Annotated in this window: 19 protein-coding genes; 7 read left to right on the forward strand and 12 right to left on the reverse strand. The window is 69.2% G+C overall.

The features are described 5' to 3' along the window. Nucleotides 1-9: 9 nt before the first annotated feature. Nucleotides 10-1,290, forward strand: coding sequence for a threonine ammonia-lyase (gene ilvA, locus N415_RS17315; RefSeq protein WP_068184425.1), 1,281 nt, complete (start codon nt 10-12; stop codon nt 1,288-1,290). A 9-nt stretch (nt 1,291-1,299) separates the two neighbouring features. Continuing rightward, the gene (locus N415_RS17320) at nt 1,300-2,178 is read left to right on the forward strand and encodes a phosphatase PAP2 family protein (RefSeq protein ID WP_193376467.1); all 879 of its coding nucleotides are present in this window, start codon (nt 1,300-1,302) and stop codon (nt 2,176-2,178) included. Here the strand turns inward: N415_RS17320 and N415_RS17325 are convergent. Continuing rightward, nucleotides 2,170-2,820, reverse strand: a complete 651-nt coding sequence (locus N415_RS17325; protein ID WP_068184428.1) for a pyridoxamine 5'-phosphate oxidase family protein — start codon at nt 2,818-2,820, stop codon at nt 2,170-2,172. The genes N415_RS17320 and N415_RS17325 overlap by 9 nt on opposite strands. 40 nt (nt 2,821-2,860) lie before the next feature. Here N415_RS17325 and N415_RS17330 point away from each other — a divergent pair, with 40 nt between their 5' ends. Further along, complete coding sequence (locus N415_RS17330) at nt 2,861-4,174, forward strand: aminotransferase class I/II-fold pyridoxal phosphate-dependent enzyme (RefSeq protein WP_068184431.1); 1,314 nt, start codon at nt 2,861-2,863, stop codon at nt 4,172-4,174. Here the strand turns inward: N415_RS17330 and N415_RS17335 are convergent. The 4 genes from N415_RS17335 to N415_RS32285 all read right to left on the reverse strand — a co-directional run bounded on the left by N415_RS17335 (nt 4,152) and on the right by N415_RS32285 (nt 6,162). After that, nucleotides 4,152-4,757, reverse strand: coding sequence for a mismatch-specific DNA-glycosylase (locus N415_RS17335; protein WP_068184434.1), 606 nt, complete (start codon nt 4,755-4,757; stop codon nt 4,152-4,154). The two genes, N415_RS17330 and N415_RS17335, sit on opposite strands and share 23 nt — an antisense overlap. 56 nt (nt 4,758-4,813) lie before the next feature. Beyond that, on the reverse strand, nt 4,814-5,347 hold the full coding sequence (locus N415_RS17340; protein ID WP_152531443.1) for a hypothetical protein: 534 nt from the start codon (nt 5,345-5,347) through the stop codon (nt 4,814-4,816). Further along, nucleotides 5,344-5,919 (reverse strand): hypothetical protein, encoded by a 576-nt coding sequence (locus N415_RS17345; protein WP_068184438.1) that lies wholly within the window; start codon nt 5,917-5,919, stop codon nt 5,344-5,346. The genes N415_RS17340 and N415_RS17345 overlap by 4 nt, the downstream gene beginning before the upstream one ends. A gap of 87 nt (nt 5,920-6,006) precedes the next feature. Then, nucleotides 6,007-6,162, reverse strand: coding sequence for a DUF6131 family protein (locus N415_RS32285; protein WP_193376468.1), 156 nt, complete (start codon nt 6,160-6,162; stop codon nt 6,007-6,009). Nucleotides 6,163-6,265: 103 nt separating this feature from the next. On the opposite strand from N415_RS32285, the gene N415_RS17350 reads away from it, so the two are divergent. Beyond that, nucleotides 6,266-6,916 carry a response regulator transcription factor gene (locus N415_RS17350; RefSeq protein WP_068184442.1) on the forward strand — a complete coding sequence of 217 codons (651 nt, stop codon included), beginning with the start codon at nt 6,266-6,268 and terminating at the stop codon, nt 6,914-6,916. Here the strand turns inward: N415_RS17350 and N415_RS17355 are convergent. Then, nucleotides 6,913-7,815: a class I SAM-dependent methyltransferase gene (locus tag N415_RS17355; protein WP_068184445.1), complete on the reverse strand. Its 903-nt coding sequence runs from the start codon at nt 7,813-7,815 to the stop codon at nt 6,913-6,915. The two genes, N415_RS17350 and N415_RS17355, sit on opposite strands and share 4 nt — an antisense overlap. A gap of 87 nt (nt 7,816-7,902) precedes the next feature. Between N415_RS17355 and N415_RS17360 the strand changes: the two genes are divergently transcribed. Next, nucleotides 7,903-8,112, forward strand: a complete 210-nt coding sequence (locus N415_RS17360; protein ID WP_068184448.1) for a type II toxin-antitoxin system VapB family antitoxin — start codon at nt 7,903-7,905, stop codon at nt 8,110-8,112. Further along, a complete protein-coding gene (locus tag N415_RS17365; protein ID WP_068184452.1) occupies nt 8,112-8,516 on the forward strand; it encodes a PIN domain nuclease in 405 nt (134 codons plus the stop codon). The genes N415_RS17360 and N415_RS17365 overlap by 1 nt, the downstream gene beginning before the upstream one ends. 6 nt (nt 8,517-8,522) lie before the next feature. On the opposite strand, the gene treZ is transcribed toward N415_RS17365, so the two are convergent. From treZ to N415_RS17395, 6 genes are all read right to left on the reverse strand, one after another. Continuing rightward, on the reverse strand, nt 8,523-10,256 hold the full coding sequence (gene treZ, locus N415_RS17370; RefSeq protein WP_068184462.1) for a malto-oligosyltrehalose trehalohydrolase: 1,734 nt from the start codon (nt 10,254-10,256) through the stop codon (nt 8,523-8,525). Further along, a complete protein-coding gene (gene treY / locus N415_RS17375; RefSeq protein ID WP_068184464.1) occupies nt 10,249-12,549 on the reverse strand; it encodes a malto-oligosyltrehalose synthase in 2,301 nt (766 codons plus the stop codon). Before treY ends, treZ begins: the two co-directional genes overlap by 8 nt. Before the next feature lie 3 nt (nt 12,550-12,552). Continuing rightward, nucleotides 12,553-14,763 carry a glycogen debranching protein GlgX gene (gene glgX / locus N415_RS17380; RefSeq protein WP_068184512.1) on the reverse strand — a complete coding sequence of 737 codons (2,211 nt, stop codon included), beginning with the start codon at nt 14,761-14,763 and terminating at the stop codon, nt 12,553-12,555. A gap of 36 nt (nt 14,764-14,799) precedes the next feature. Further along, nucleotides 14,800-16,956, reverse strand: coding sequence for an acyltransferase family protein (locus tag N415_RS17385; RefSeq protein WP_068184467.1), 2,157 nt, complete (start codon nt 16,954-16,956; stop codon nt 14,800-14,802). Between the two features lie 119 nt (nt 16,957-17,075). Beyond that, nucleotides 17,076-17,822: an NlpC/P60 family peptidoglycan-binding protein RipD gene (gene ripD / locus N415_RS17390; protein ID WP_068184470.1), complete on the reverse strand. Its 747-nt coding sequence runs from the start codon at nt 17,820-17,822 to the stop codon at nt 17,076-17,078. Nucleotides 17,823-18,214: 392 nt separating this feature from the next. Continuing rightward, nucleotides 18,215-18,670: a hypothetical protein gene (locus N415_RS17395; protein WP_068184514.1), complete on the reverse strand. Its 456-nt coding sequence runs from the start codon at nt 18,668-18,670 to the stop codon at nt 18,215-18,217. Between the two features lie 63 nt (nt 18,671-18,733). Between N415_RS17395 and N415_RS17400 the strand changes: the two genes are divergently transcribed. Beyond that, nucleotides 18,734-20,038, forward strand: coding sequence for an adenosylmethionine--8-amino-7-oxononanoate transaminase (locus tag N415_RS17400; protein WP_068184472.1), 1,305 nt, complete (start codon nt 18,734-18,736; stop codon nt 20,036-20,038). Nucleotides 20,039-20,128: the final 90 nt, after the last annotated feature.

The raw sequence follows: 20,128 nt of genomic DNA on the forward strand, positions 1-20,128 counted from the left end.
CATTGATCGGTGTCCGCTGAACTGAGCCAGACCCCGCGTGAGTCGCCGCTGTGCGCGGCAGACATCGATGCGGCGGCCCAGCGGATCGCCCCCGTGGTCACGCCCACCCCGCTGCAGCTGAGCGATCGGCTGTCGGCGATCACCGGCGCGCAGGTCTTCCTCAAGCGCGAAGACCTGCAGGTGGTGCGCTCCTACAAGCTGCGCGGCGCGTACAACCTGCTGGTGCAGCTCTCCGAGGAGGAGCTGGCCGCGGGCGTCGTGTGCTCGTCGGCGGGCAACCACGCGCAGGGCTTCGCCTACGCCTGCCGCGCGCTCGGCGTGCACGGCCGCGTCTACGTGCCGGCCAAGACGCCCAAACAAAAGCGCGACCGGATTCGCTACCACGGCGGGGACTTCATCGAGCTGATCGTGGGCGGGTCGACCTACGACCTCGCGGCCGAGGCGGCGCTCGACGACGTCCAACGCACCGGCGCCACGCTGGTGCCGCCCTACGACGACCCGCGCACCATGGCCGGGCAGGGCACCATCGCGCTCGAGCTGCTCGACCAACTCGAGGCAGAGCCGGACCTGGTCGTCGTCCCGGTGGGCGGCGGCGGCTGCATCTCCGGCATCACCACCTACCTGGCCGAACGGACGACGAACACCGCGGTGCTCGGCGTCGAGCCCGCCGGCGCAGCGGCGATGATGGCGGCGCTGGCCGCCGGTGAGCCGGTGACGCTCGACCACGTCGACCAGTTCGTCGACGGCGCCGCGGTGAAACGGGCCGGGACGCTGACCTACGCGGCGCTGGCCGCCGCCGGCGACATGGTGTCGATCACCACGGTCGACGAGGGCGCGGTGTGCACCGCGATGCTGGACCTTTATCAGAACGAGGGCATCATCGCCGAGCCGGCGGGCGCGTTGGCGGTCGCCGGGCTGCTGGAGGCGAACGTCGAGCCCGGGTCCACGGTGGTGTGCCTCATCTCGGGCGGCAACAACGACGTGTCGCGCTACGGCGAGGTGCTGGAGCGCTCGCTGGTGCACCTCGGTCTCAAGCACTACTTCCTGGTGGACTTCCCGCAGGAGCCGGGCGCCCTGCGCCGTTTCCTCGACGAGGTGCTCGGGCCCAACGACGACATCACCCTGTTCGAGTACGTGAAGCGCAACAACCGGGAAACCGGTGAGGCGCTGGTCGGGATCGAGCTGGGCTCGGCCGCGGGCCTGGACGGGCTGATGGCACGGATGCGGGCGACCGAAATTCACGTCGAGGCCCTCGAGCCCGGTTCGCCGGCCTACCGCTACCTCCTGTAGCCGGGGAACATGGGTCAACCCGGCTTCGGCGTGGTCAGCGCCGGCACCGTGGTGTTCCTGGTACTGCTGGCGGGGGCGGCGATCTGGGTCGGTAGGAGCGGGCTTGCGTTGCGTCGGCTCTGGGCGCGGCTGTCCGGCGCCCCGGCGATCCGCCGGGCGCTGACCTGGGCACGCGACAGGATCGGTGCGCGGGGATGGCCGTTGGCGCGCCGGTTGCCGGCCGACGAGGTCGCCGGTGTCGCGCTGCTCCTGGGCTTGGTCGTGGTGGCGGCGGTGGCGGTGGGCTTCACCGAGGTGCTCGACGACGTGCTGGAGGGCGACGGCATCGTCGGAATCGACCGACCGGCGGCGCACTGGCTCGCGACCCACCGCGATCTGTGGCTCACCACGGCGCTGCGCGTGGTCACCGCCGGAGGCGACCCGCTTTTCCTTACCGCGCTGGCCCTATCGATTTCCGTCGTCGCCGGTTGGCGATGCAGGTCGTGGCGGCCCGTGGTGCTCGCTCTGGTGGGAGGCGGTGGGATGGCACTGGTGCTCTTCACCGCCAAGGCGTTGGTGGGCCGGCAGCGACCACCCCTGCCATTCGCGGCGGTCGCCGCGGACGGCTATTCCTTTCCCTCCGGGCACGCCACCGGAACCGCGGCGATCATGGTCATCTCCGCCTGGATGATCGCCCGCTGGCTGATCACCGGGTGGACGGGGCGGGTGATCGTCTGGGCGGTGGCGATCGGCTCGGCGCTGGTGATCGGGTATTCGCGCGTTTATCTGGGCGTGCATTACGTCAGCGATGTGCTGGCCGGCTGGCTGCTGGGCCTCGCCTGGGCGGGCATCGTCATGCTGGTCGGTTCTTGGTGGACCGACGAGCGGCGGGTGGCGCCCTCAGGTTAGGTAGGCCGGCACGGGGGTGCCGGGTTCCAGGTCGTCGGCCGGCACCGGCGCTCCCGCCGTCAGGCTCAGCGGCACCACGCCGGCCCAGTGCGGCAACACACTGTCCTCCGGATCGTCGACCGGGCCGCCGGCGCGCACCTTGGCCGAGACCTCGGCCAGGTCCAGCGCGAGCACCCCGGTCGCGGCGAGTTCGCGCGCGTTGGGATTGCGGCAGTCGTCGGCGCGCCCGGGCCGGATGTGGTCGAGCAGGCTGCGCAGCGCGCGCAGCTTCTCCGCGGGATCGTCGACCACCTGAGCGGCGCCCAGCACGACCACCGAGCGGAAGTTCACCGAATGGTGCATGGCCGATCGGGCCAGCACCAGCCCGTCGACGAGCGTGACGGTGACGCAGACCGGCAGGCCATCGGGTGCCGCCTTGGCGGCCAGCAGCGGGCCGCCGCCGGTGGAACCGTGCAGGTAGAGGGTCTCGCCGAGGCGGGCGTGCGTCGTCGGCAACACCACCGGCCCACCGGCGCCCTGGTAGCCGAGGTGACAGACCAAGGCCTCGTCCAGGATCGCGTGGACGGTGGGCCGGTCGTAGCGCGCGCGTTCGCGGTAGCGGGTGGGCGTGGTTCGGGCCGTCGGGCGGTATGCGGTGTCCACTGGATTGCCTTTGATTTCGTACTAGTACATAATTATTCTCGTGCCAGTACAATATACGGGGACGGGCGCGGAATCCATAGCCGCCAACGTCGAGGAGGCCATCTCCCACGGCGCGCTGGCGCCCGGGGACGCGCTGCCGCCGATCCGCGACCTGGCGGGCCGACTCGGCGTGAACCCCAACACCGTGGCCGCGGCCTACCGCCTGCTGCGCGATCGCGGCGCCATCGAGACCGCGGGGCGGCGCGGCACCCGGGTGCGGCACCGCCCCGCGACGACGCCCCGTTCGCTGCTGGGGCTCGACATCCCGGCCGGCGTGCGCGACCTGTCGAGCGGGAACCCCGACCCGGCGTTGCTGCCGATCGCCTCCGCGCGGGTCCCGCGCCCCAGGCCCTTGGTCTACGGTGAGCCGGCGATGTCGCCCGCGTTGGTCGATCACGCCCAGGCGGCGTTCGCCGCGGACGGCGTCCCGGCCGATCACCTGGCGGTGACGAGCGGCGCGCTGGACGGCATCGAGCGCGCGTTGACCGCGCACCTGCGCCCGGGTGACCGGGTCGCCGTGGAGGAACCGGGATGGGCCAACCTGTTGGATCTGCTTGCCGCCCTTGGTCTTTCGGCGGAGCCGGTGCGGGTCGACGACGACGGCCCGCTGGTCGCCGACCTGGCCCGGGCGCTCGGGCGCGGGGTGCGGGCGGTGGTCGTCACCACCCGCGCGCACAACCCGACCGGTGCGGCGCTGTCCGCGGACCGCGCGGACGCGCTGCGCGGATTGCTGGCCGCGCGCGCCGACGAGGTGCTGCTCATCGAGGACGACCACTGCGCGGGCATCGCCGGGGCGCCCCTGCACACGCTGGCCGGATCGACCGGCCACTGGGCGTTCGTGCGATCGGCGTCCAAGGCCTACGGTCCGGACCTGCGCGTCGCCGTCCTGGCCGGGGATCACCGCACCGTCGAGCGCGTGCACGGCCGCCTGCGTCTCGGCCCCGGCTGGGTGAGCCACCTGTTGCAGGATCTCGCCGTCCGCCTGTGGTCCGATGACGCGGCAGCGCGCCTCGTCGGCGAGGCCGAGAAGCAGTACGTCGCCAACCGGACGCGACTTCGCACCGCGCTGGCCGAGCGCGGTGTCGTCGCCCACGGGCGCTCCGGGCTCAACGTGTGGGTCCCGGTGCCCGACGAGACGGTGGCGATCACCCGGCTGCTCGGCGCGGGTTGGGCCGCGGCGCCGGGGGCGCGGTTCCGGATTCGCACCCCACCCGGGATCCGGGTCACCGTCGCCGATTTGGGCGCGCGCGAGATCGAGCCGCTGGCCGACGCGATCGCCGAGGCGGTGCTGGCTACCGGCCGTCCGAGCGTGTAGGGATGCCGGCGGCGCGGGCGGCCTCGCCGTAGGCGGCCGCGAGGTTCGGCAGCGACGCGTGGGCGTTGCGCCCGCTCGGATTGGGGAGGACCCACAGCTCGGTTCCGGGGTAAGGCGACACTTGGATGCCGGTCCTCGCCAGGCGGTCGCCGAAGGCGTCGCGGTAGGCAGTGACCCCCAGGACCGCGACCACCCGGGGAGAGTACTCGCGGACGGTTTTGTCCAGCCTGTTCCTGCCCTCGATGAACTCGGCGACAGTGAGTTCGTCCGCGCTCGCGGTCGCCCGCTCGACAAGGCTGGTGATGCCGATTCCGAGGTCCAACAAATAGTTCCGGTCGGCGGGTGTAAACCCGGCCGAGGCGTCGATCAGATGATCGGTAACGCCGGCGCGGAACAGCGCCGGCCAGAACCGATTGCCCCGGGGAGCGAAATGGGCTTGCACGGCAACGCTTCTCAGGCCCGGGTTGATCCCGACGAACAGCAGCCGGACCCGGTCGGATATCAAATCCGGCAGGGTCTCACCGGCGAACCGCTTCAGCTGCTCACGGGTGAACGGGGCCTTGTCGGGCGGGGCGTCATCCACAACGCAGTATTGCAGCCCCTGCGCCGACAGGTCACATTGCAGTGCGCACCGCCCGCTCAGACCGCGAGCAACCGCTCGAAGAATTCGCGGTAGTGCATCAGCGCCACCCGCAGGTCTTCGGTGGAAGCTTCCTCGCCGCGAGCCCACTGTTCTTCGAGCCTGGAGCGGGCGTGCGCGAAGCCACTGGTGAGCTGGTCGACCAGATCCGAGACCAGCACGTCGGCCTTCTGCACACAGTCCCTGGGATCGTCGACGAACGCCGCCTGCACGCCCGCCCACCGCGCCCGCAGGTCCGCGAGTTCGTCATCGGCGAAGAGGTTTTCCTCCGCTGAGGACTCACGCTGCGCCTCGGATGTGTGGGCAACGCCCGCGGCGGTTTCGCGGCCGCGTCCCGCCTCGGCGCCGACATTCGGGGATCCGCCCGACATCCCCGACGGCGTGCCGGTCGACGGTTGTGACGGTTGCGTCGAAGCCGTCGGCGGGTCGTTCGACACCGGCGACGCCGAGCCCTGGCTCGCCGATGGCGTTGGAACACCAGCGGGTTCGTCGAACGTCTGAGTCGTCTCGGTCGGGTGTTCGTGCGTGGTCATGCGCTTCTCTCCCTTGATGTGTCGTTGTCTGCTGTCTCCCCGAGCAACTTCTCAAACAGCGCCCGGTAGTGGACGAAGGCCTCCCGCTGCTGCTCGGTGCTCACGTCACCGCGCTGCTGCGCGAGGTGAATGCCATGCGCGGCGCGGTAGTAGTCGACGATTTGCGGGTGGTCGACCGAAATGTCGGCCGCCCGCTGATCGAAATCATCGATCGGGTAACCCCGTTCGCACATGACCTCCGTTACCAGACGGTCGGCGACGCCGACTGCCGTCGCCGGATCGTCGACGAACGTGGTCTGCACCTGCTGCCAGCGGACGTTGAAATCCGATCGGGCCGCCGGCTTCAGGGGAACGATGTTGAGTTTCTCTCGCTTTCGTTCGCGGGCGATCAGTTCCTTCTCGGCGGCCTGTTTGTCTCCGGCCTGCGACACCAGGCGCTCGTATTCTGAGCCGTAGTGCTGCCTGAGTCGCTGCGATTTCCGACGTCTGTTCCCCACGATCGCCGCGACAACCACCACGGCGACCACGACGACGACACAGGCAGCGATCAAAATCCATTGCCAGATGGGCATTTCGCGCTCCTCTCGTACTCATGTCGAATAACCCGGGCGCCGCCGGGGCAAACGCGAATCCGCGGCGGACCCTGCCCGTAGGTTTCGCTAGAAGTAGTGCCGGCGGCCGGCGACGGCGTGTCCGGTATGACCGACGATCGCCAGGATGGCGCCGATGACCAGCAGGACGATTCCGATGGTCCACAGGATGGAAATCTTGAGCAGGAATCCCGCGACGAGCAGGACGATGCCGAGAATGATCATGACGAAACCTCTCTTTATGAAGGCTGTTTCCCCCGACGCTGAGTCCAGTCGACCACCCCTAAGGGCGGTAGCAATACACCCCTAGGTAGGTAATGTTCGGGGCATGCCCATCACGGTTGCGCTCGTCGACGACTACGACGTCGTCGTCAAGGGCGTGGCCAACATGCTCGAGCCCTACCGCGACCGCGTCGTGATCGCGGAGCTCGACTCCACCATGCCCGTCGAGGACACCGTCGACATCGTCCTGTACGACTCGTTTGCCCAGCCGGAATCAGACCACGAGGAGATCGCCGTCCTGGTGGCCAATCCCCGGGCGCACCGAGTTGTGGTCTACACCTGGAACTTTCACCCAGATCTCGTCGAGAGCGCGCGGCGACAGGGCGCGCACGGGTACCTGTCCAAGACGCTGCCCGCGCGCGAGCTGGTCGCCGCGCTGGAGGCGGTGCATTCCGGCGAGGAGGTGATCAGCGACGTGGCCTTGCGCGCCCGCAGCGCACCCGGCCTGGACTGGCCCGGACGCGGCGAGGGGCTCAGCGACCGGGAGGCGGAGATTCTGGCGCTGATCACCCAGGGAAAGAGCAATGCCGACGTCGCGCGGTTGACCTACCTGAGTCCCAACACCGTGAAGTCCTACATTCGGACGATCTACCGCAAGCTAGGCGTCGCCAGCCGCACCCAGGCGGTGCTGTGGGGCGTCGACCACGGGTTCACGCCGGATCATCACCGCATCGAGCATTGGCGCGGCGGGCCCTAGGCCAGGGTCGCCGTCAGGTAGCCCGAATTGCGGCCGAAGGGGCTCAGCTCGTCGTTGGGCAACTCGAACCCGTTGGCGGCGTAGCACTGTTCGGTGGTGCGGATGTCCACCCGCCAACCGTGCCCGGCGAGGTATTCCGCGGCGGTGTTGCGCTCGCCGGTGTAGAACAACTCGGCCAGGTTGATGTTGGAGCCGATGCGGCGCGACCGCTCGGTCAGCCGTTGCGCCCAGTCCGAGGGGACGTTGCGCATGTCCAGGTGTTCGGTCGCGATCCGGCTGCCGGGTGCGGAGAGCGCGGCGATGTTGTCGAACAGGCGGTCCTGGGCGTCGGGCGGCAGGTAGGGGAGCAGGCCTTCGGCGCTCCATGCCGTCGGCCGTGCGGTGTCCAGCCCGGCTGCCACCAGCGCCGCCGGCCAGTCGTCGCGCAGGTCGATGGCGACGGTGCGGCGCTGCGCGGCCGGTTCGGCGCCCAGGCCAGCCAGGGTGCGCGTCTTGAAGTCGATGACCGCGGGTTGGTCGATCTCGTAGACCACCGTGTCGGCCGGCCAGTTCAGCCGGTAGGCCCGGGTGTCCAGGCCGGACGCCAGGATGACGGCCTGCCTGATGCCTGAGCCGGTCGCCTGGGTGAAGAAGTCGTCGAAGAAGCGGGTGCGCACGGCGATCTGCTCTTTCATGGTCCGGCGGCTCAGCACCGGATCGTCCTCCGCGGGCCCGATCTCGCCGTCGATCAGCTTGACGAAGGTGTCGATGCCGACCGCCCGCACCAGCGGGTCCGCCCACGGGTCGTCGAGCAGCGGATCCGGGCCCTGGGACGCCATGGCGCGCGATGCGGCGACGGCCGTCGCGGTCGCGCCGACGCTGGACGCCAGATCCCAGGTGTCGTTTTCGGTGCGGGTCATCCGCGAACCTCTTTCCACGCAGTCGTTACTTAGGCCGTTTAAGCGATATCCCGACTATACGCACGGTCCGATGTGTACGCTTGGTGTATGTCACGCACCAATATCGACATCGACGACGAGCTCGCCGCCGAGGTGATGCGGAGGTTCGGCCTCTCTACCAAAAAAGCCGCCGTTGACCTCGCTCTGCGACGGCTGGTGGGTCTGCCCTTGACCCGCGAATTCCTGCTGGGGCTCGAAGGAGTCGGCTGGGATGGCGACCTCGATGACTTGCGAAGCGAACGGCCCGCCACGTTCTGATGATCCTCGTTGACACGTCGGCCTGGATCGAATACTTCCGCGCTACCGGCTCGGCCGCCGCGACCGAAGTGCGCCGACTGATCTCCGACGAAGAGCGTCAAATCGCGATGTGCGAGCCCATCGCGATGGAGATCCTGAGCGGAGCGACCAACGACGACGCCTACGTGATGCTCGAGCGGCTCGTGAACGGCTTGCCCTCGTTGGGCGTGGACAACGCGATCGATTTTCGGGCCGCCGCCAACATCTATCGCGCGGCCCGGCGCGCAGGGAAAACGATTCGGAGCATCAACGACTGCCTCATCGCGTCGGTCGCGATCCGCCATGGTGCCCGCATCGTCCACCGCGACGCAGACTTCGACGTCATCGCGCGAATGACCAACCTAAAGGTGACATCGCTGCGCTGAGAGCGGTCAGCTCTGCTCGCGCACCGAGAGCACGGCGAACGAATGCGCGGGCAGCTTGGCGCTGTCGGCGTCGACCTTCGGCTCGCCCCAGGCGAGCACGAGCTCGCCGGTCACCGGCACGGTCACCGGCTCGGCGCCCAGGTTGCAGGCGATGCGTAATCCGCCGCGGTGCAGCGTGATCCAGCGCTCGGCCTCGTCGTATTCGACGACGAGGTGCTGCAGCCACGGGTCGGCCATGTCGGCGTCGGCGCGCCGCAGCGCGATCAGATCCCGATAAATGCCGAGCAGGCGGGCGTGCTCACCGGCGCCGACCTCGCCCCAATCCAGCTTTGAGCGTTGAAATGTCTCCGGGTCCTGCGGATCGGGGATGTCGTCGGCGTTCCAGCCGTGTTCGGCGAACTCGGCCTTGCGTCCCTCGGCCGTGGCCCGCGCCAGCTCCGGTTCGGGATGCGAGCTGAAGAATTGGAACGGTGTCGACGCGCCCCATTCCTCGCCCATGAAAAGCATTGCGGTGTAGGGCGATCCGAGGACCAGCGCGGCCTTGATTGCCAGCTGGCCGGGGCTCAGGTTCTGGGAGGGGCGATCGCCGAGCGCCCGGTTGCCGACCTGATCATGCGTGCAGGTGTAGGTGACCAGCCGGGTGGCCGGGATGGTCGCGGTGTCCAGCGGTCGCCCGTGGCGGCGGCGCCGGAACGACGAGTAGGTGCCGGCGTGGAAGTAACCGCGCCGCAACGTCTCCGCCAGGGTGGCGAGTGAACCGAAATCGGCGTAGTAGCCCTGCCGCTCCCCGGACACGGCGGTGTGGATGGCGTGGTGGATGTCGTCGGCCCACTGCGCGGTCAGCCCGTAGCCGTTGCGATCGCGCGGGGTGATCAACCGCGGGTCGTTGAGGTCGCTTTCGGCGACGAGCGACAACGGGCGGCCCAGTTGGCTTGACAGCGCGTCGGTTTCCGTGGCTAGTTCCTCGAGGATATGGATGGCCGTGGTGTCCACCAGCGCGTGGACGGCGTCGAGCCGCAGGCCGTCGGCGTGGAAGTCGCGCATCCAGCGCAGCGCGCAGCCGATGATGTAGCGGCGCACCTCGTCGGAGTCGGCGTCGGCGATGTTGATGCCCTCGCCCCACGGGTTGCTCGCCGACGACAGGTAGGGGCCGAAGCGCGGCAGGTAGTTCCCCGACGGGCCGAGATGGTTGAACACCGCGTCGATCAGCACCCCCAGCCCGCGCGAGTGGCAGGCGTCGACGAACCGGACCAGGCCGTCGGGTCCGCCGTAGGGCTCATGCACGCTGTACCACAGCACGCCGTCGTACCCCCAGCCGTGGGTGCCGGCGAAGGAGTTGACCGGCATCAGCTCGACGAAGTCGACCCCGAGATCGACCAAGTAGCCCAGCTTTTCGAGGGCCGAATCGAAGGTGCCGCCGGCGGTGAACGTACCGACGTGCATCTCGTAGATCACCGCCCCTTCGACCGACCGGCCGGCCCAGCCGTCGTCGGTCCAGGCGGCGTCGGCGGGGTCCCACAGCTGCGAGCGTTCGTGCACCCCGTCGGGCTGGCGGGGCGAGCGGGGGTCGGGCAGCACCGTGGGGTCGTCGTCGAGCAGGTACCCGTAACGCGCCCCCCGCGACGCATCGACGTCCGCGTGCCACCAGCCGTCGTCGGACGGTGTCATCGGGTGCACGGCGCCATCGACGTCGAGGCGCACCCGCGCGGGTTTGGGCGCCCAGACCCGGAATTCAGTCATGCCGGCGTTCCAACAGGACGACGGGCAGGTCCGAGAACAACTGGGCGGCCGACGTCGCCCCGCTGGCCACGGCGCCGGACATGGCGTCGGTCCAGGTGCCCTCGGGCAGCGGCACCACGGTGTTGCCCCAGCCCTTTTCGGCCAGCCGGACTGTCCAGCGGGTCACCGCGACCAGAACGTCGTCGCCGCGGCGAAACGCCACCACGTGGTCGGCGGCATCGCCTTCGGCGAGCACCGGCCGATGGGCCCCCCGCAGGAACGTCTCCGGGCGGGCGCGGCGGACCCGAAGCGCCGTGGCGACGACGCGAATCTTCGGATGCTGCAGGTCTTTCAGGGCGGCGCGGCGGGCGGCATAGTCGACGGCGCGCCGGTTGTCGGGGTCGACCAGGCTGTCGTCCCACAACTCGGTGCCCTGGTAGACGTCCGGTGTCCCGGGCACGGTGAGCGCGAGCAGCTTCTGGCCGAGCGCGTCACTTGCGGCGTGCGGATTGAGTTGGGCCACAAGCTCGGTCAACTGACCGGCCACCGGGCCGTCGAGGATAGTGTCCAGCCAGCGGTGTACCGCGTCCTCAAAGGCGGTGTCTGGGTCGTTCCACGAGGTGTGCCAGGCCGCCTCCCGGATGGCCTTCTCGGCGTAGGCGTGCAGCCGGGCGCGCAGTTCCCCGGTCACCTGGCCGCTGACCGGCCACACCCCGAAGATGTTCTGCCACAGGAACTGTCCGGTCGCGGGATCGGGCGAGGGCGCCTGGACCTCCCAGCGGGCCAGGAACTCGGTCCACAGTGACGGCACCTGGGACAGCACGCCGATGCGGGCCCGCACGTCCTCGCCGCGCTTGGTGTCATGGGTGGTCAGCGTCGTCATCGTGTGCGGCCACAACCGGGCGCGGTCGGCGGCGCTCTGCTGAAACTCCGCCAGGCCGACGCCGAAGCGGTGCGGTTCGCCGCCCACCTCGTTGAGCGAGACCAGCCGGGCGTCGCGGTAGAACAGGCAGTCCTCGACGGCCTTGGCGGTCACCGCGCCGCAGAGCTGCTGCAGCCGGGTCGCGGGCTCGCCGCCCTCGGCCAATGCGGCCGCCAGCACCTGCAGCGCGGGCCCCAATTGCGGTGACTGGGCCTGGGTTTCGGCCAACGCCGTGGGCAGCAGGGCGACCAGGCTGGGGTAGTCGCTGCGGTAGACGCCGATGTGGGTGAGCAGCGCGGCGATCGCGTCGGGCAGCAGCGGGTGATCGGTGCCCGCCGTCGCCGCGACCGCCCGTCGCAGCCGGGCCAGCTCGCTGCCCAGGGTCTGGGTGGCGGCGCGAACCTTCAGCTCGGCGAGCAGCGCGGGCATGGCGCCGTAATCCACCCCCGCCGAGTCGACGAGCGCGGTGAGCGCCTCCTCCCCGGCCGGGTCGACGAAGACGCCGCCCACCTGCCGGAGCACGTCGTAGCCGGTGGTGCCGGCGACCGGAAGCGTCGGCTCGAGGGCCTCGTCGACGGCGAGGATCTTCTCGATGACGATCCACGCGTCGGGCCCGAGCAGCTCGCGCAGTCGGGCCAAATACCCGCAGGGATCGGACAATCCGTCGGGGTGGTCGATGCGCACGCCGTCGACGAGTCCCTCGTCGAACCAGCGGGCGATTTCGGCGTGGCTGGCGTCGAACACCTCGCGGTCCTCTTGCCGCAGCCCGGCCAGCGAGGTGATCGAGAAGAAGCGCCGGTAGCCGGTGACCCCGTTGCGCCAGCCCACCAACCGGTAGTGCTGGCGGTCGTGAACCTGCGGGCCGCTGCCCTCCGCGGTGCCCGGGGCGATGGGCAGCGCCAGATCGCCGAGCCGCAGCCGGTCGCCGTCGACCTTCAGGTCGGCCGCGTCGTCGTCGGAACCCAGTATTGGCAGCACAATTCGGCCGTCGTCGTCGAGGTCCCAGTCGATGTCGAAGAACGCCGCGTACTGCGAGCCCCTGCCGTGCCGCAGTACGTCCCACCACCACGCGTTCTGCTCGGGGTCGTCGATGCCGACGTGGTTGGGCACGATGTCGACGATCAGGCCCATGCCGCGCGACCGGGCAGCCGCGGACAGCCGGGCCAGGCCGTCGGCGCCGCCCAGCTCCGGTGCGACCGTGGTGGGATCGGTGACGTCGTAGCCGTGGTTCGACCCCCGGGCGGCGGTCAGCACCGGAGAGAGGTAGAGATGCGTTACGCCGAGTTCGTCGAGGTAATCCAGCAGGTTCTCGGCGTCGGCGAAGGTGAACGCGAACCCGCTGGACTCACCACGCAACTGCAGCCGGTAGGTGGACAGGACGGGAAAGGTCATGCGTCACAGGGTCTTACGAAGGATCAGCAGCGAACGTGAGGGCAGCGAGACCTTCTCTTCGGCGCTGACCACCTGATCCGCCTCACCGGCGGGATGATTGGTGTCCAGCTCCACGGTCCACTCCTGGGCATAGTCCTCGGGCGGCATCACGAACTCGACCCGGTCTTCGCCGGCGTTGAAGCACAACAGGAACGAGTCGTCGACCACGCGCTCGCCGCGGGCGTTGGGTGCGGTGATGGCGTCGCCGTTGAGGAACACCGCCACGCACTTGTGAATGCTCTCGCCCCAGTCCTCGTGCGTCATCTCGCGGCTACTCGGATTCAGCCAGGCGATGTCGCGTACCTCGTCGCCGCTTCGGATCGGCTCGCCCTCGAAGAACCGGCGCCGGCGAAACACCGGATGGTTCTTGCGCAGGGTGGTCACCTTGCGCGCGAACGCCAGCAGATCCGCGTTCTTTTCGACCAATGACCAGTCCATCCAAGACAATTCGGAGTCCTGGCAGTAGACGTTGTTGTTGCCGCTCTGTGTGCGGCCGAACTCGTCGCCGTGCGCGATCATCGGCGTGCCCTGGCTGACCAGCAACGTGGCCCAGAAGTTGCGCATTTGGCGGCCGCGCAGCTCCAGGATCTCGGGGTCGTCGGTGGGACCTTCGACGCCGCAGTTCCACGACCGGTTGTGGCTTTCGCCGTCGCGGTTGTCCTCGCCGTTGGCCATGTTGTGCTTCTCGTTGTAGGAGACCAGGTCGTTGAGCGTGAACCCGTCGTGGGCGGTGACGAAGTTGATGCTGGCGCTGGGGCGCCGGCCGGTCACCTCATAGAGGTCCGACGACCCGGTCAGCCGGGAGGCGAACTCGCCCAGGGTCGCGGGTTCGCCCCGCCAGTAGTCGCGCACAGTATCGCGATACTTCCCGTTCCACTCGGTCCACAAACCCGGGAAATTTCCGACCTGGTAGCCCCCCTCGCCGACGTCCCACGGCTCGGCGATTAATTTGACCTGGCTGATCACCGGATCCTGCTGCACCAGGTCGAAAAACGCGCTCAGCCGGTCGACGTCGTGCAGCTCGCGGGCCAGCGTGGCGGCCAGGTCGAAGCGGAACCCGTCGACGTGCATCTCGAGTACCCAGTAGCGCAGCGAGTCCATGATCAGCTGCAGCACGTGCGGGTGACGGGGGTTCAGGCTGTTGCCGGTGCCGGTGTAGTCCTTGTACAACCGCAGGTCCGTGTCGACGAGCCGGTAGTAGGCAGCGTTGTCGATGCCGCGGAAGTTGATCGTGGGGCCGAGGTGATTGCCCTCGGCGGTGTGGTTGTACACCACGTCGAGGATGACCTCGATGCCGGCCTCGTGGAAGCTGCGCACCATGGACTTGAACTCGGCGACGCTGGCGGTGCGGTTGGCCGCGTACTGGTTGTGCGGGGCGAAAAAGCCAAAGGTGTTGTAGCCCCAGTAGTTTCGCAGCCCCAGGTCCAGAAGTCGCGAGTCGTGCATGAACTGGTGAACGGGCATCAGCTCGATGGCGGTGACGTTGAGCGACTTGAGGTGGTCGATGACCACCGGGTGGGCCAGCCCGGCGTAGGTGCCCCGAAGCTGCTCGGGGACGCCGGGATGGGTCTGCGTCATGCCCTTGACGTGGGCCTCGTAGATGACGGTCTCGTGGTATGGGGTGAGCGGGGCCCGGTCGGAGCCCCAGTCGAAGAACGGGTTGCTCACCACGCTGGTCATGGTGTGGCCGAGCGAGTCCACCATGGGCGGAGTACCGGGATCGAGCCCGTCGGCGTTCGGGCCGTCTGGGTCGACGGCCTTGAGGTCGTAGGAGAACAGTGCCTGCCCGAATTGGAAATCGCCGTGAAAGGCCTTGCCGTACGGGTCCAACAGCAGCTTGCTGGGGTCACACCGGTGCCCGGCCGCCGGGTCGAAGGGCCCGTACACCCGAAAGCCATAGCGCTGGCCCGGGACGATGTTCGGCAGATAGGCGTGCCAGACGAACCCGTCGACCTCATCCAGCGGGATGCGCGACTCGCTGCCGTCGCCGTCGATCAGGCACAGCTCGACCTTGTCGGCGATCTCGGAGAACAGCGAAAAGTTCGTGCCCGCCCCGTCATAGGAGGCGCCGAGCGGGTAAGGATTTCCCGGCCAAACGGTGGCCAGTCTTGGTTGGGCCGTGCCGGCATCGCGTGCGGCGGCGGCTTTGCCCGAGCCTGGTTTCTTCGTAGGCATCATCTGACCTTATCCGCGCCCGGGCGCGGCGGCCTGTCACCACCAACCGGTGCCGGCCCCGATCTGGCGGCCCAGCTCGTTGGTCATCGTCCGCACGTAGGTGGGCGACAGGTGGTGCGCGCCGTGGTAGATCAGCACGTTTCCCTCGACGGGGCGGCAGACGTCGGCGCGGCAGATCGCGTCCGACATGTCGAGGACCTTCAGCAACGGGAATTGTGTGACGAAGTCGAGCGTCTGGTTGCGATCGGCCAGCACGTCGGAGCGCTTGACCGCGCACGAATCGGGGCTGCCGCCCTTCTTGGCCAGGCAGTCCGCCGGGTCGAACGGCTTGCCGTTCTTGACCAGCCACGGGGTGTCTCGCATGCCGAGGATGGGAATGTTGTTGTCCGACAACGTTTGCCAGATGCCGATGTAGGTCGCCGGCATCACGTCGCCGGCCTTGATGTTCCACGGGCGGGTCGTCGTGGTGAACACGTAGTCGGGACGGTCGGTGACCAGCTTGGTCATCGTCCGCTGGACCCACTCCCGGCACTGCATGTACGGGGCGTTGTTGCCCATGATCAGCGGGACTTCCTCGGTGGACAACGGGCAGCCCATCTTCAGATAGGTGACCACCTTGAAGTGGTGCAGCTGGCCCAGCAGGTCCAGCGCGGGCAGCCAGTGCTCCGCGTGCGACCCGCCGGCCAGGGCGATGCTGCGGGTGGCCTCGACGTCGCCGTAGGTGCAGTTGACCAGCGCGGGGTTGACGAAGTCGCTGATGCAGCCGTCCCGGGTCGAGATCGGCAGGTCGTCCTTGACCTCCAGCACGCTGGGTCGCATCGGCAGCGCCGGGACCCGCGCGTGCTCGGTGAGGGCGCGCGCGCCCGGGTAGTCCTGCGGGTTGAGGACGCTGAGCTCCTTGCCCGCGGCGCGCAACACCGTGACGTGCTGACGCCAGGTGAACGACGTCGCCGTGAGCGTGACGGCGAGCAGCACCACCATCGATCCCAGCGCCATCGTCGGCCTGCGCAGGCGCAGCGACCAGGGGACCGGGGGGATCCTCGGCTCGGTCGCCGGGGACGCGCTGGATGTCCGGTAACGCAGCGGATCCTCGACGAGCCGGGTGGTCAGGTAGGCCAGCGCCCCGGAGACCAGCAGGACCGCAGCGCCGTCGACGAAGCCGGCGTGGCGGTGGCCGCTGTAGGACAGCCAGAAGATGAGCAGCGGCCAGTGCCACAGGTACAGCGAGTAGGCCATCGCGCCCAGCGCCACCAGCGGTCCCGCCGCCAGGATCCGGTTGGGCAGCGGCATCCGGTTATGCGCGCCGGCCGGTAGGTTCGCCCCGGCCAGGATCATCAGCATGGTGGCCCCGACCGGGACCAGCGCCCAGGGGCCGGGGAATTCCTTGACGCCGTCGATGAGAGCGCCGCACGACACGATCGCCGCCAGCGCGGCCGTGGCGAGGGCGGTGCGCAGCCACATCGGCCACCGGACGTAGGGCACGACGGCGCCGACGAGCGCGCCCAGCAGCAACTCCCAGGCCCGCGCGAAGCTGTTGTAGTAGGCCAGCGCCTGGTTGTCCTGATGGGCGACGGTGGCATAGACGAACGAGGCCAGCGTCAGCACCCCGAGCAGCAGCAGGAACCCGGTCCGCAGGTGCGGGCCGAGCGGGCGGCGCAGCAGGAATGCGCAGCCGGCGACCAGCAGCAGGAAGGCGACGTAGAACTGGCCCTGCACCGACATCGACCAGATGTGCTGCAGCGGGGTGACGGCCTCACCCGCGCGCAGGTAGTCCGCCGCCGAGTTGGCCAGCTCCCAGTTCTGGTAGTAGCCGAGGCTGGCCAGGCTCTGGTCGGCGAACGTCTCCCAGCGGGTTTCGGGCTGCACCAGGACGGTCAGCAGTCCGCAGCCGGCCAGGACCACCACCAGGGCGGGCAGCAGGCGGCGGATCAGCCGGGTCACCTCGGAAAGCGGCGACAGCGGGACATCGGGGTTGAGCGCGGCGCGCAGGATCTTCCCGCCGAAGAAGAACCCGGACAACGCGAGAAAAACGTCCACCCCGCCGGAGACCCGCCCGAACCAGACGTGGAACACGGCGACGAGCGCGATCGCGATCCCGCGCAGCCCGTCGAGGTCGTAGCGGTAGAACCCGGCCGCACGCGCCGGCACCGGTGCGGCGGCAACCGGTGGACGAGGCGGCGACAGGGTCTGCATGGTCAACCGCCAACTTAACCGAAAACCGCCACCCGCTCCTGGCGGCCGGCCTTCCGGCGAGCCTGTTCAGGGGAGCAAGTGGCGGGTGTTCGGCGGGGCGAAACGGCCCCGGCTGAGGGCTACCGCGTGATGCCGTAGGGCGACTGCTGCACCGGCGCCTGCTGCGGCTGCTGCAGCAGGGGCAGCTGCTGCACGGGCGCCTGCTGGACCGGGGCCTGCTGCAGCGGTGCCTGTTGGGTCGGGACTTGCTGGACCGGTGCTTGCTGCAGCGGTGCCTGTTGGGTCGGGACCTGCTGGACCGGCGCCTGCTGCAGGGGTGCCTGTTGGGTGGGGACCTGCTGCAGCGGTGCCTGCTGGAACGGCGTCTGCTGGACCCCGAGAACCCGGACCAGGTAGGGCGTCATCCCATTGGCGCGCACCGGCGACACCTGGACCACGTCGCCCACCTCGAGCATCTGGTTGTTGCCGAGGTACATCGCGACGCTCTGGGTGCCCTCGGGGCCGTAGAAGATCAGGTCGCCGCGTTGCGCCTGCTGCGGCAGCACCTTCTGGCCCAGCCGGTACATCTCACCGGAGGAACGCGGCAGCTTGATCCCGGCGCCGGCGTAGGCGTACTGCATCAGGCCCGAGGCGTCGAAACCGACGGTCATGGCGCCGGTGCCCTTGCCGCGGGTGGGGCCGGTGACGCCGCCGCCGGCCCAGGAAAACGGCACGCCGCGTTGCGAAAGACCGCGCATGACGACGATGTCGGCGGCCTGCTGGTAGTCCATCGACCGGGTGCCGGGGTCGGCCGTCGCGATGCTGGCGGTGGCCAACGGGGCCACCAGCATCGCGAGACCGATCGCGAAAGCGGAGATGCGTTTCATGGGGTTCCCACCTTCTTGGGTCCTGGGCCTCCGTCGCGGTGACTTCGCGCGGCGGCCGCTAGTGCAGGCGGTGAAGGCCTCCCCGTCGGGGCCCTGCGCCGCTGCATGACGCTTGGCGATGAACCCGGTCGGCCTGCCGGAATTCACACCAGTCACTACAGACACTTTTACAACAGAAGTGGCCGGCGGAAAACGCCTGGTGAGGTTCGGAAAGGATTATTTGTCGTAACGTGACCGGACGGTGACTGGCCGCCCCAATCGCGTGCGCCCCGTTGTGATTTGGGTCTCAGTCGTGCGCCACTGACCCGGTCGCGCCGAAGTCGACGTCAGCGCGACGCACACTCGCACTTTTCCGCGCTGCCGTCGATCTGGGTGGAAACGGCGCGCCCGGCTCAGAGCCAGTAGCGCTCGCTGAAGGTGGTCAGGATGAAGCCGGCCGCCGAGGCGACCATGAGCAGGACGAGCGACAGGACCGGCCAGAAGGACATGTACCAGCCCTTCAGGAGGGAAACGAACGGGCCGATTCCGGCCGCGGCGATCGCCGCGCCGATGCCGCCCCACACAACCGGGTGAATGTAGTAGTCGATCCCGAACGGGACGGGTCCGCAGTCCTCGCCCTGGCAGACCTTCCCGAGGTAGCCGAAGAGCCGCGCCGGCCAGTTCGTCGCCGTGGCGAGGACCAGGAGCAGCACCAGCAGCGTGACCGTGCAGATGACGTCCCAGGCCGCGATCCGCAGGCGAAGCACCCGGGGCGGCTCGTGGTCGCGCTGGTCGGGGCGCTCGGGCGCCGGCGGGGCGGCGATGTGGTCACCCGGGTTGGGGTCGTCGGTCTGGTGCCGCGAAGCCATGGCCATAGATGGTCCCCGATGGCCGCGAATTGTGCGAACCGGCTGCCTCTACGCTCGATCTCTATGCCTGCGGCGAGGGCCGGGCTGACGCCCGAGGAGATCAGCGCGATCGACGCGGCGCACCTGTGGCATCCCTACAGCACCATTGGCCGGGAGGCGATGGCGCCCGTCGTGGCCGTCGCCGCCCGGGGCACCCGGCTGACGCTGATCCGCGACGGCGAGCCCGTCGAGGCGCTCGACGCGATGAGCTCCTGGTGGACCGCGATCCACGGGCACGGGCACCCGGACCTGGACGCCGCGCTCGCCGCGCAGCTGGCCACGATGAACCACGTCATGTTCGGCGGGCTGACCCACGAGCCCGCGGCCCGGCTGGCGCGGCTGCTGGTGGAGATCACGCCGGCGGGGTTGGAGACGGTGTTCTTCAGCGACTCGGGGTCGGTGTCGGTGGAGGTGGCGGTCAAGATGGCGCTGCAATACTGGCGCAGCCGCGGCCGGCCCGCCAAGCACCGGCTGATGACCTGGCGCGGCGGCTACCACGGCGACACCTTCACCCCGATGAGCATCTGCGACCCCGACGGCGGCATGCACTCGCTGTGGACCGACATCCTGGCGCGACAGGTGTTCGCCCCCCAGGTGCCCGGCGACTACGACGCCGCCTACAGTGCGGCGTTCGAGGCACAGCTTGCAGAGCACGCCGACGAACTGGCGGCCGTCGTCGTCGAGCCGGTGGTACAGGGTGCGGGTGGGATGCGCTTTCACGATCCGCGCTACCTGACCGATCTTCGGGACATGTGCCGGCGGCACGACGTGCTGCTGATCTTCGACGAGATCGCCACCGGCTTCGGGCGCACCGGCGAGCTGTTCGCCGCCGACCACGCCGGAGTGAGCCCGGACATCATGTGCGTCGGCAAGGCGCTGACCGGCGGGTACGTCAGCCTGGCCGCCACGCTGTGCAGCACCGACATTGCGGAAACCATCAGCTCGGGGGAGGCCGGCGCGCTGATGCACGGGCCCACGTTCATGGCCAATCCGCTGGCCTGCGCGGTGTCGGTGGCCAGCGTCGAGCTGCTGCTCGCCCAGGACTGGCGATCCAGGGTGGGGGAGATATCCGCGGGACTGGTGGACGGACTGCGACCGGCCCGCGAGCTGCCCGGTGTGGCCGACGTGCGGGTGTGCGGCGCGATCGGCGTCATCGAATGCGACCGGCCGGTCGACCTGGCCGTCGCCACCCCGGCGGCGCTGGACCACGGCGTGTGGCTGCGCCCGTTCCGCAACCTGATCTACGCGATGCCGCCGTACGTGAGCTCCGGCGAGGAGATCGCGCAGATCACGTCGGCGATGGTCGAGGTTGCGCGGGTGGTGGGCTGAACCGGTCGCGGTCACTCAGCGAATTCTCAGTAGATTCTTCGAAGCCGGTTAGCTCGGCTCAAAGGGTCCTCAAAGTCGCAGGCCGCAGGA

Origin of the sequence: Mycobacterium sp. UM_CSW (assembly GCF_000455205.1) — a bacterium.
Classification (GTDB): Bacteria; Actinomycetota; Actinomycetes; order Mycobacteriales; family Mycobacteriaceae; genus Mycobacterium.

What these genes read in the sequence shown, in the direction of transcription:
- N415_RS17385 (WP_068184467.1), bottom strand. Translation starts at nt 16,956, where the DNA reads ATGCAGACCCTGTCGCCGCCTCGTCCACCGGTTGCCGCCGCACCGGTG.
- N415_RS17355 (WP_068184445.1), bottom strand. Translation starts at nt 7,815, where the DNA reads ATGACCCGCACCGAAAACGACACCTGGGATCTGGCGTCCAGCGTCGGC.
- N415_RS17360 (WP_068184448.1), top strand. Translation starts at nt 7,903, where the DNA reads ATGTCACGCACCAATATCGACATCGACGACGAGCTCGCCGCCGAGGTG.
- N415_RS17345 (WP_068184438.1), bottom strand. Translation starts at nt 5,919, where the DNA reads ATGCCCATCTGGCAATGGATTTTGATCGCTGCCTGTGTCGTCGTCGTG.
- treZ (WP_068184462.1), bottom strand. Translation starts at nt 10,256, where the DNA reads ATGACTGAATTCCGGGTCTGGGCGCCCAAACCCGCGCGGGTGCGCCTC.
- N415_RS32285 (WP_193376468.1), bottom strand. Translation starts at nt 6,162, where the DNA reads ATGATCATTCTCGGCATCGTCCTGCTCGTCGCGGGATTCCTGCTCAAG.
- ripD (WP_068184470.1), bottom strand. Translation starts at nt 17,822, where the DNA reads ATGAAACGCATCTCCGCTTTCGCGATCGGTCTCGCGATGCTGGTGGCC.
- N415_RS17320 (WP_193376467.1), top strand. Translation starts at nt 1,300, where the DNA reads ATGGGTCAACCCGGCTTCGGCGTGGTCAGCGCCGGCACCGTGGTGTTC.
- N415_RS17350 (WP_068184442.1), top strand. Translation starts at nt 6,266, where the DNA reads ATGCCCATCACGGTTGCGCTCGTCGACGACTACGACGTCGTCGTCAAG.
- N415_RS17340 (WP_152531443.1), bottom strand. Translation starts at nt 5,347, where the DNA reads ATGACCACGCACGAACACCCGACCGAGACGACTCAGACGTTCGACGAA.
- N415_RS17400 (WP_068184472.1), top strand. Translation starts at nt 18,734, where the DNA reads ATGCCTGCGGCGAGGGCCGGGCTGACGCCCGAGGAGATCAGCGCGATC.
- treY (WP_068184464.1), bottom strand. Translation starts at nt 12,549, where the DNA reads ATGACCTTTCCCGTCCTGTCCACCTACCGGCTGCAGTTGCGTGGTGAG.
- glgX (WP_068184512.1), bottom strand. Translation starts at nt 14,763, where the DNA reads ATGCCTACGAAGAAACCAGGCTCGGGCAAAGCCGCCGCCGCACGCGAT.
- N415_RS17395 (WP_068184514.1), bottom strand. Translation starts at nt 18,670, where the DNA reads ATGGCTTCGCGGCACCAGACCGACGACCCCAACCCGGGTGACCACATC.
- N415_RS17365 (WP_068184452.1), top strand. Translation starts at nt 8,112, where the DNA reads ATGATCCTCGTTGACACGTCGGCCTGGATCGAATACTTCCGCGCTACC.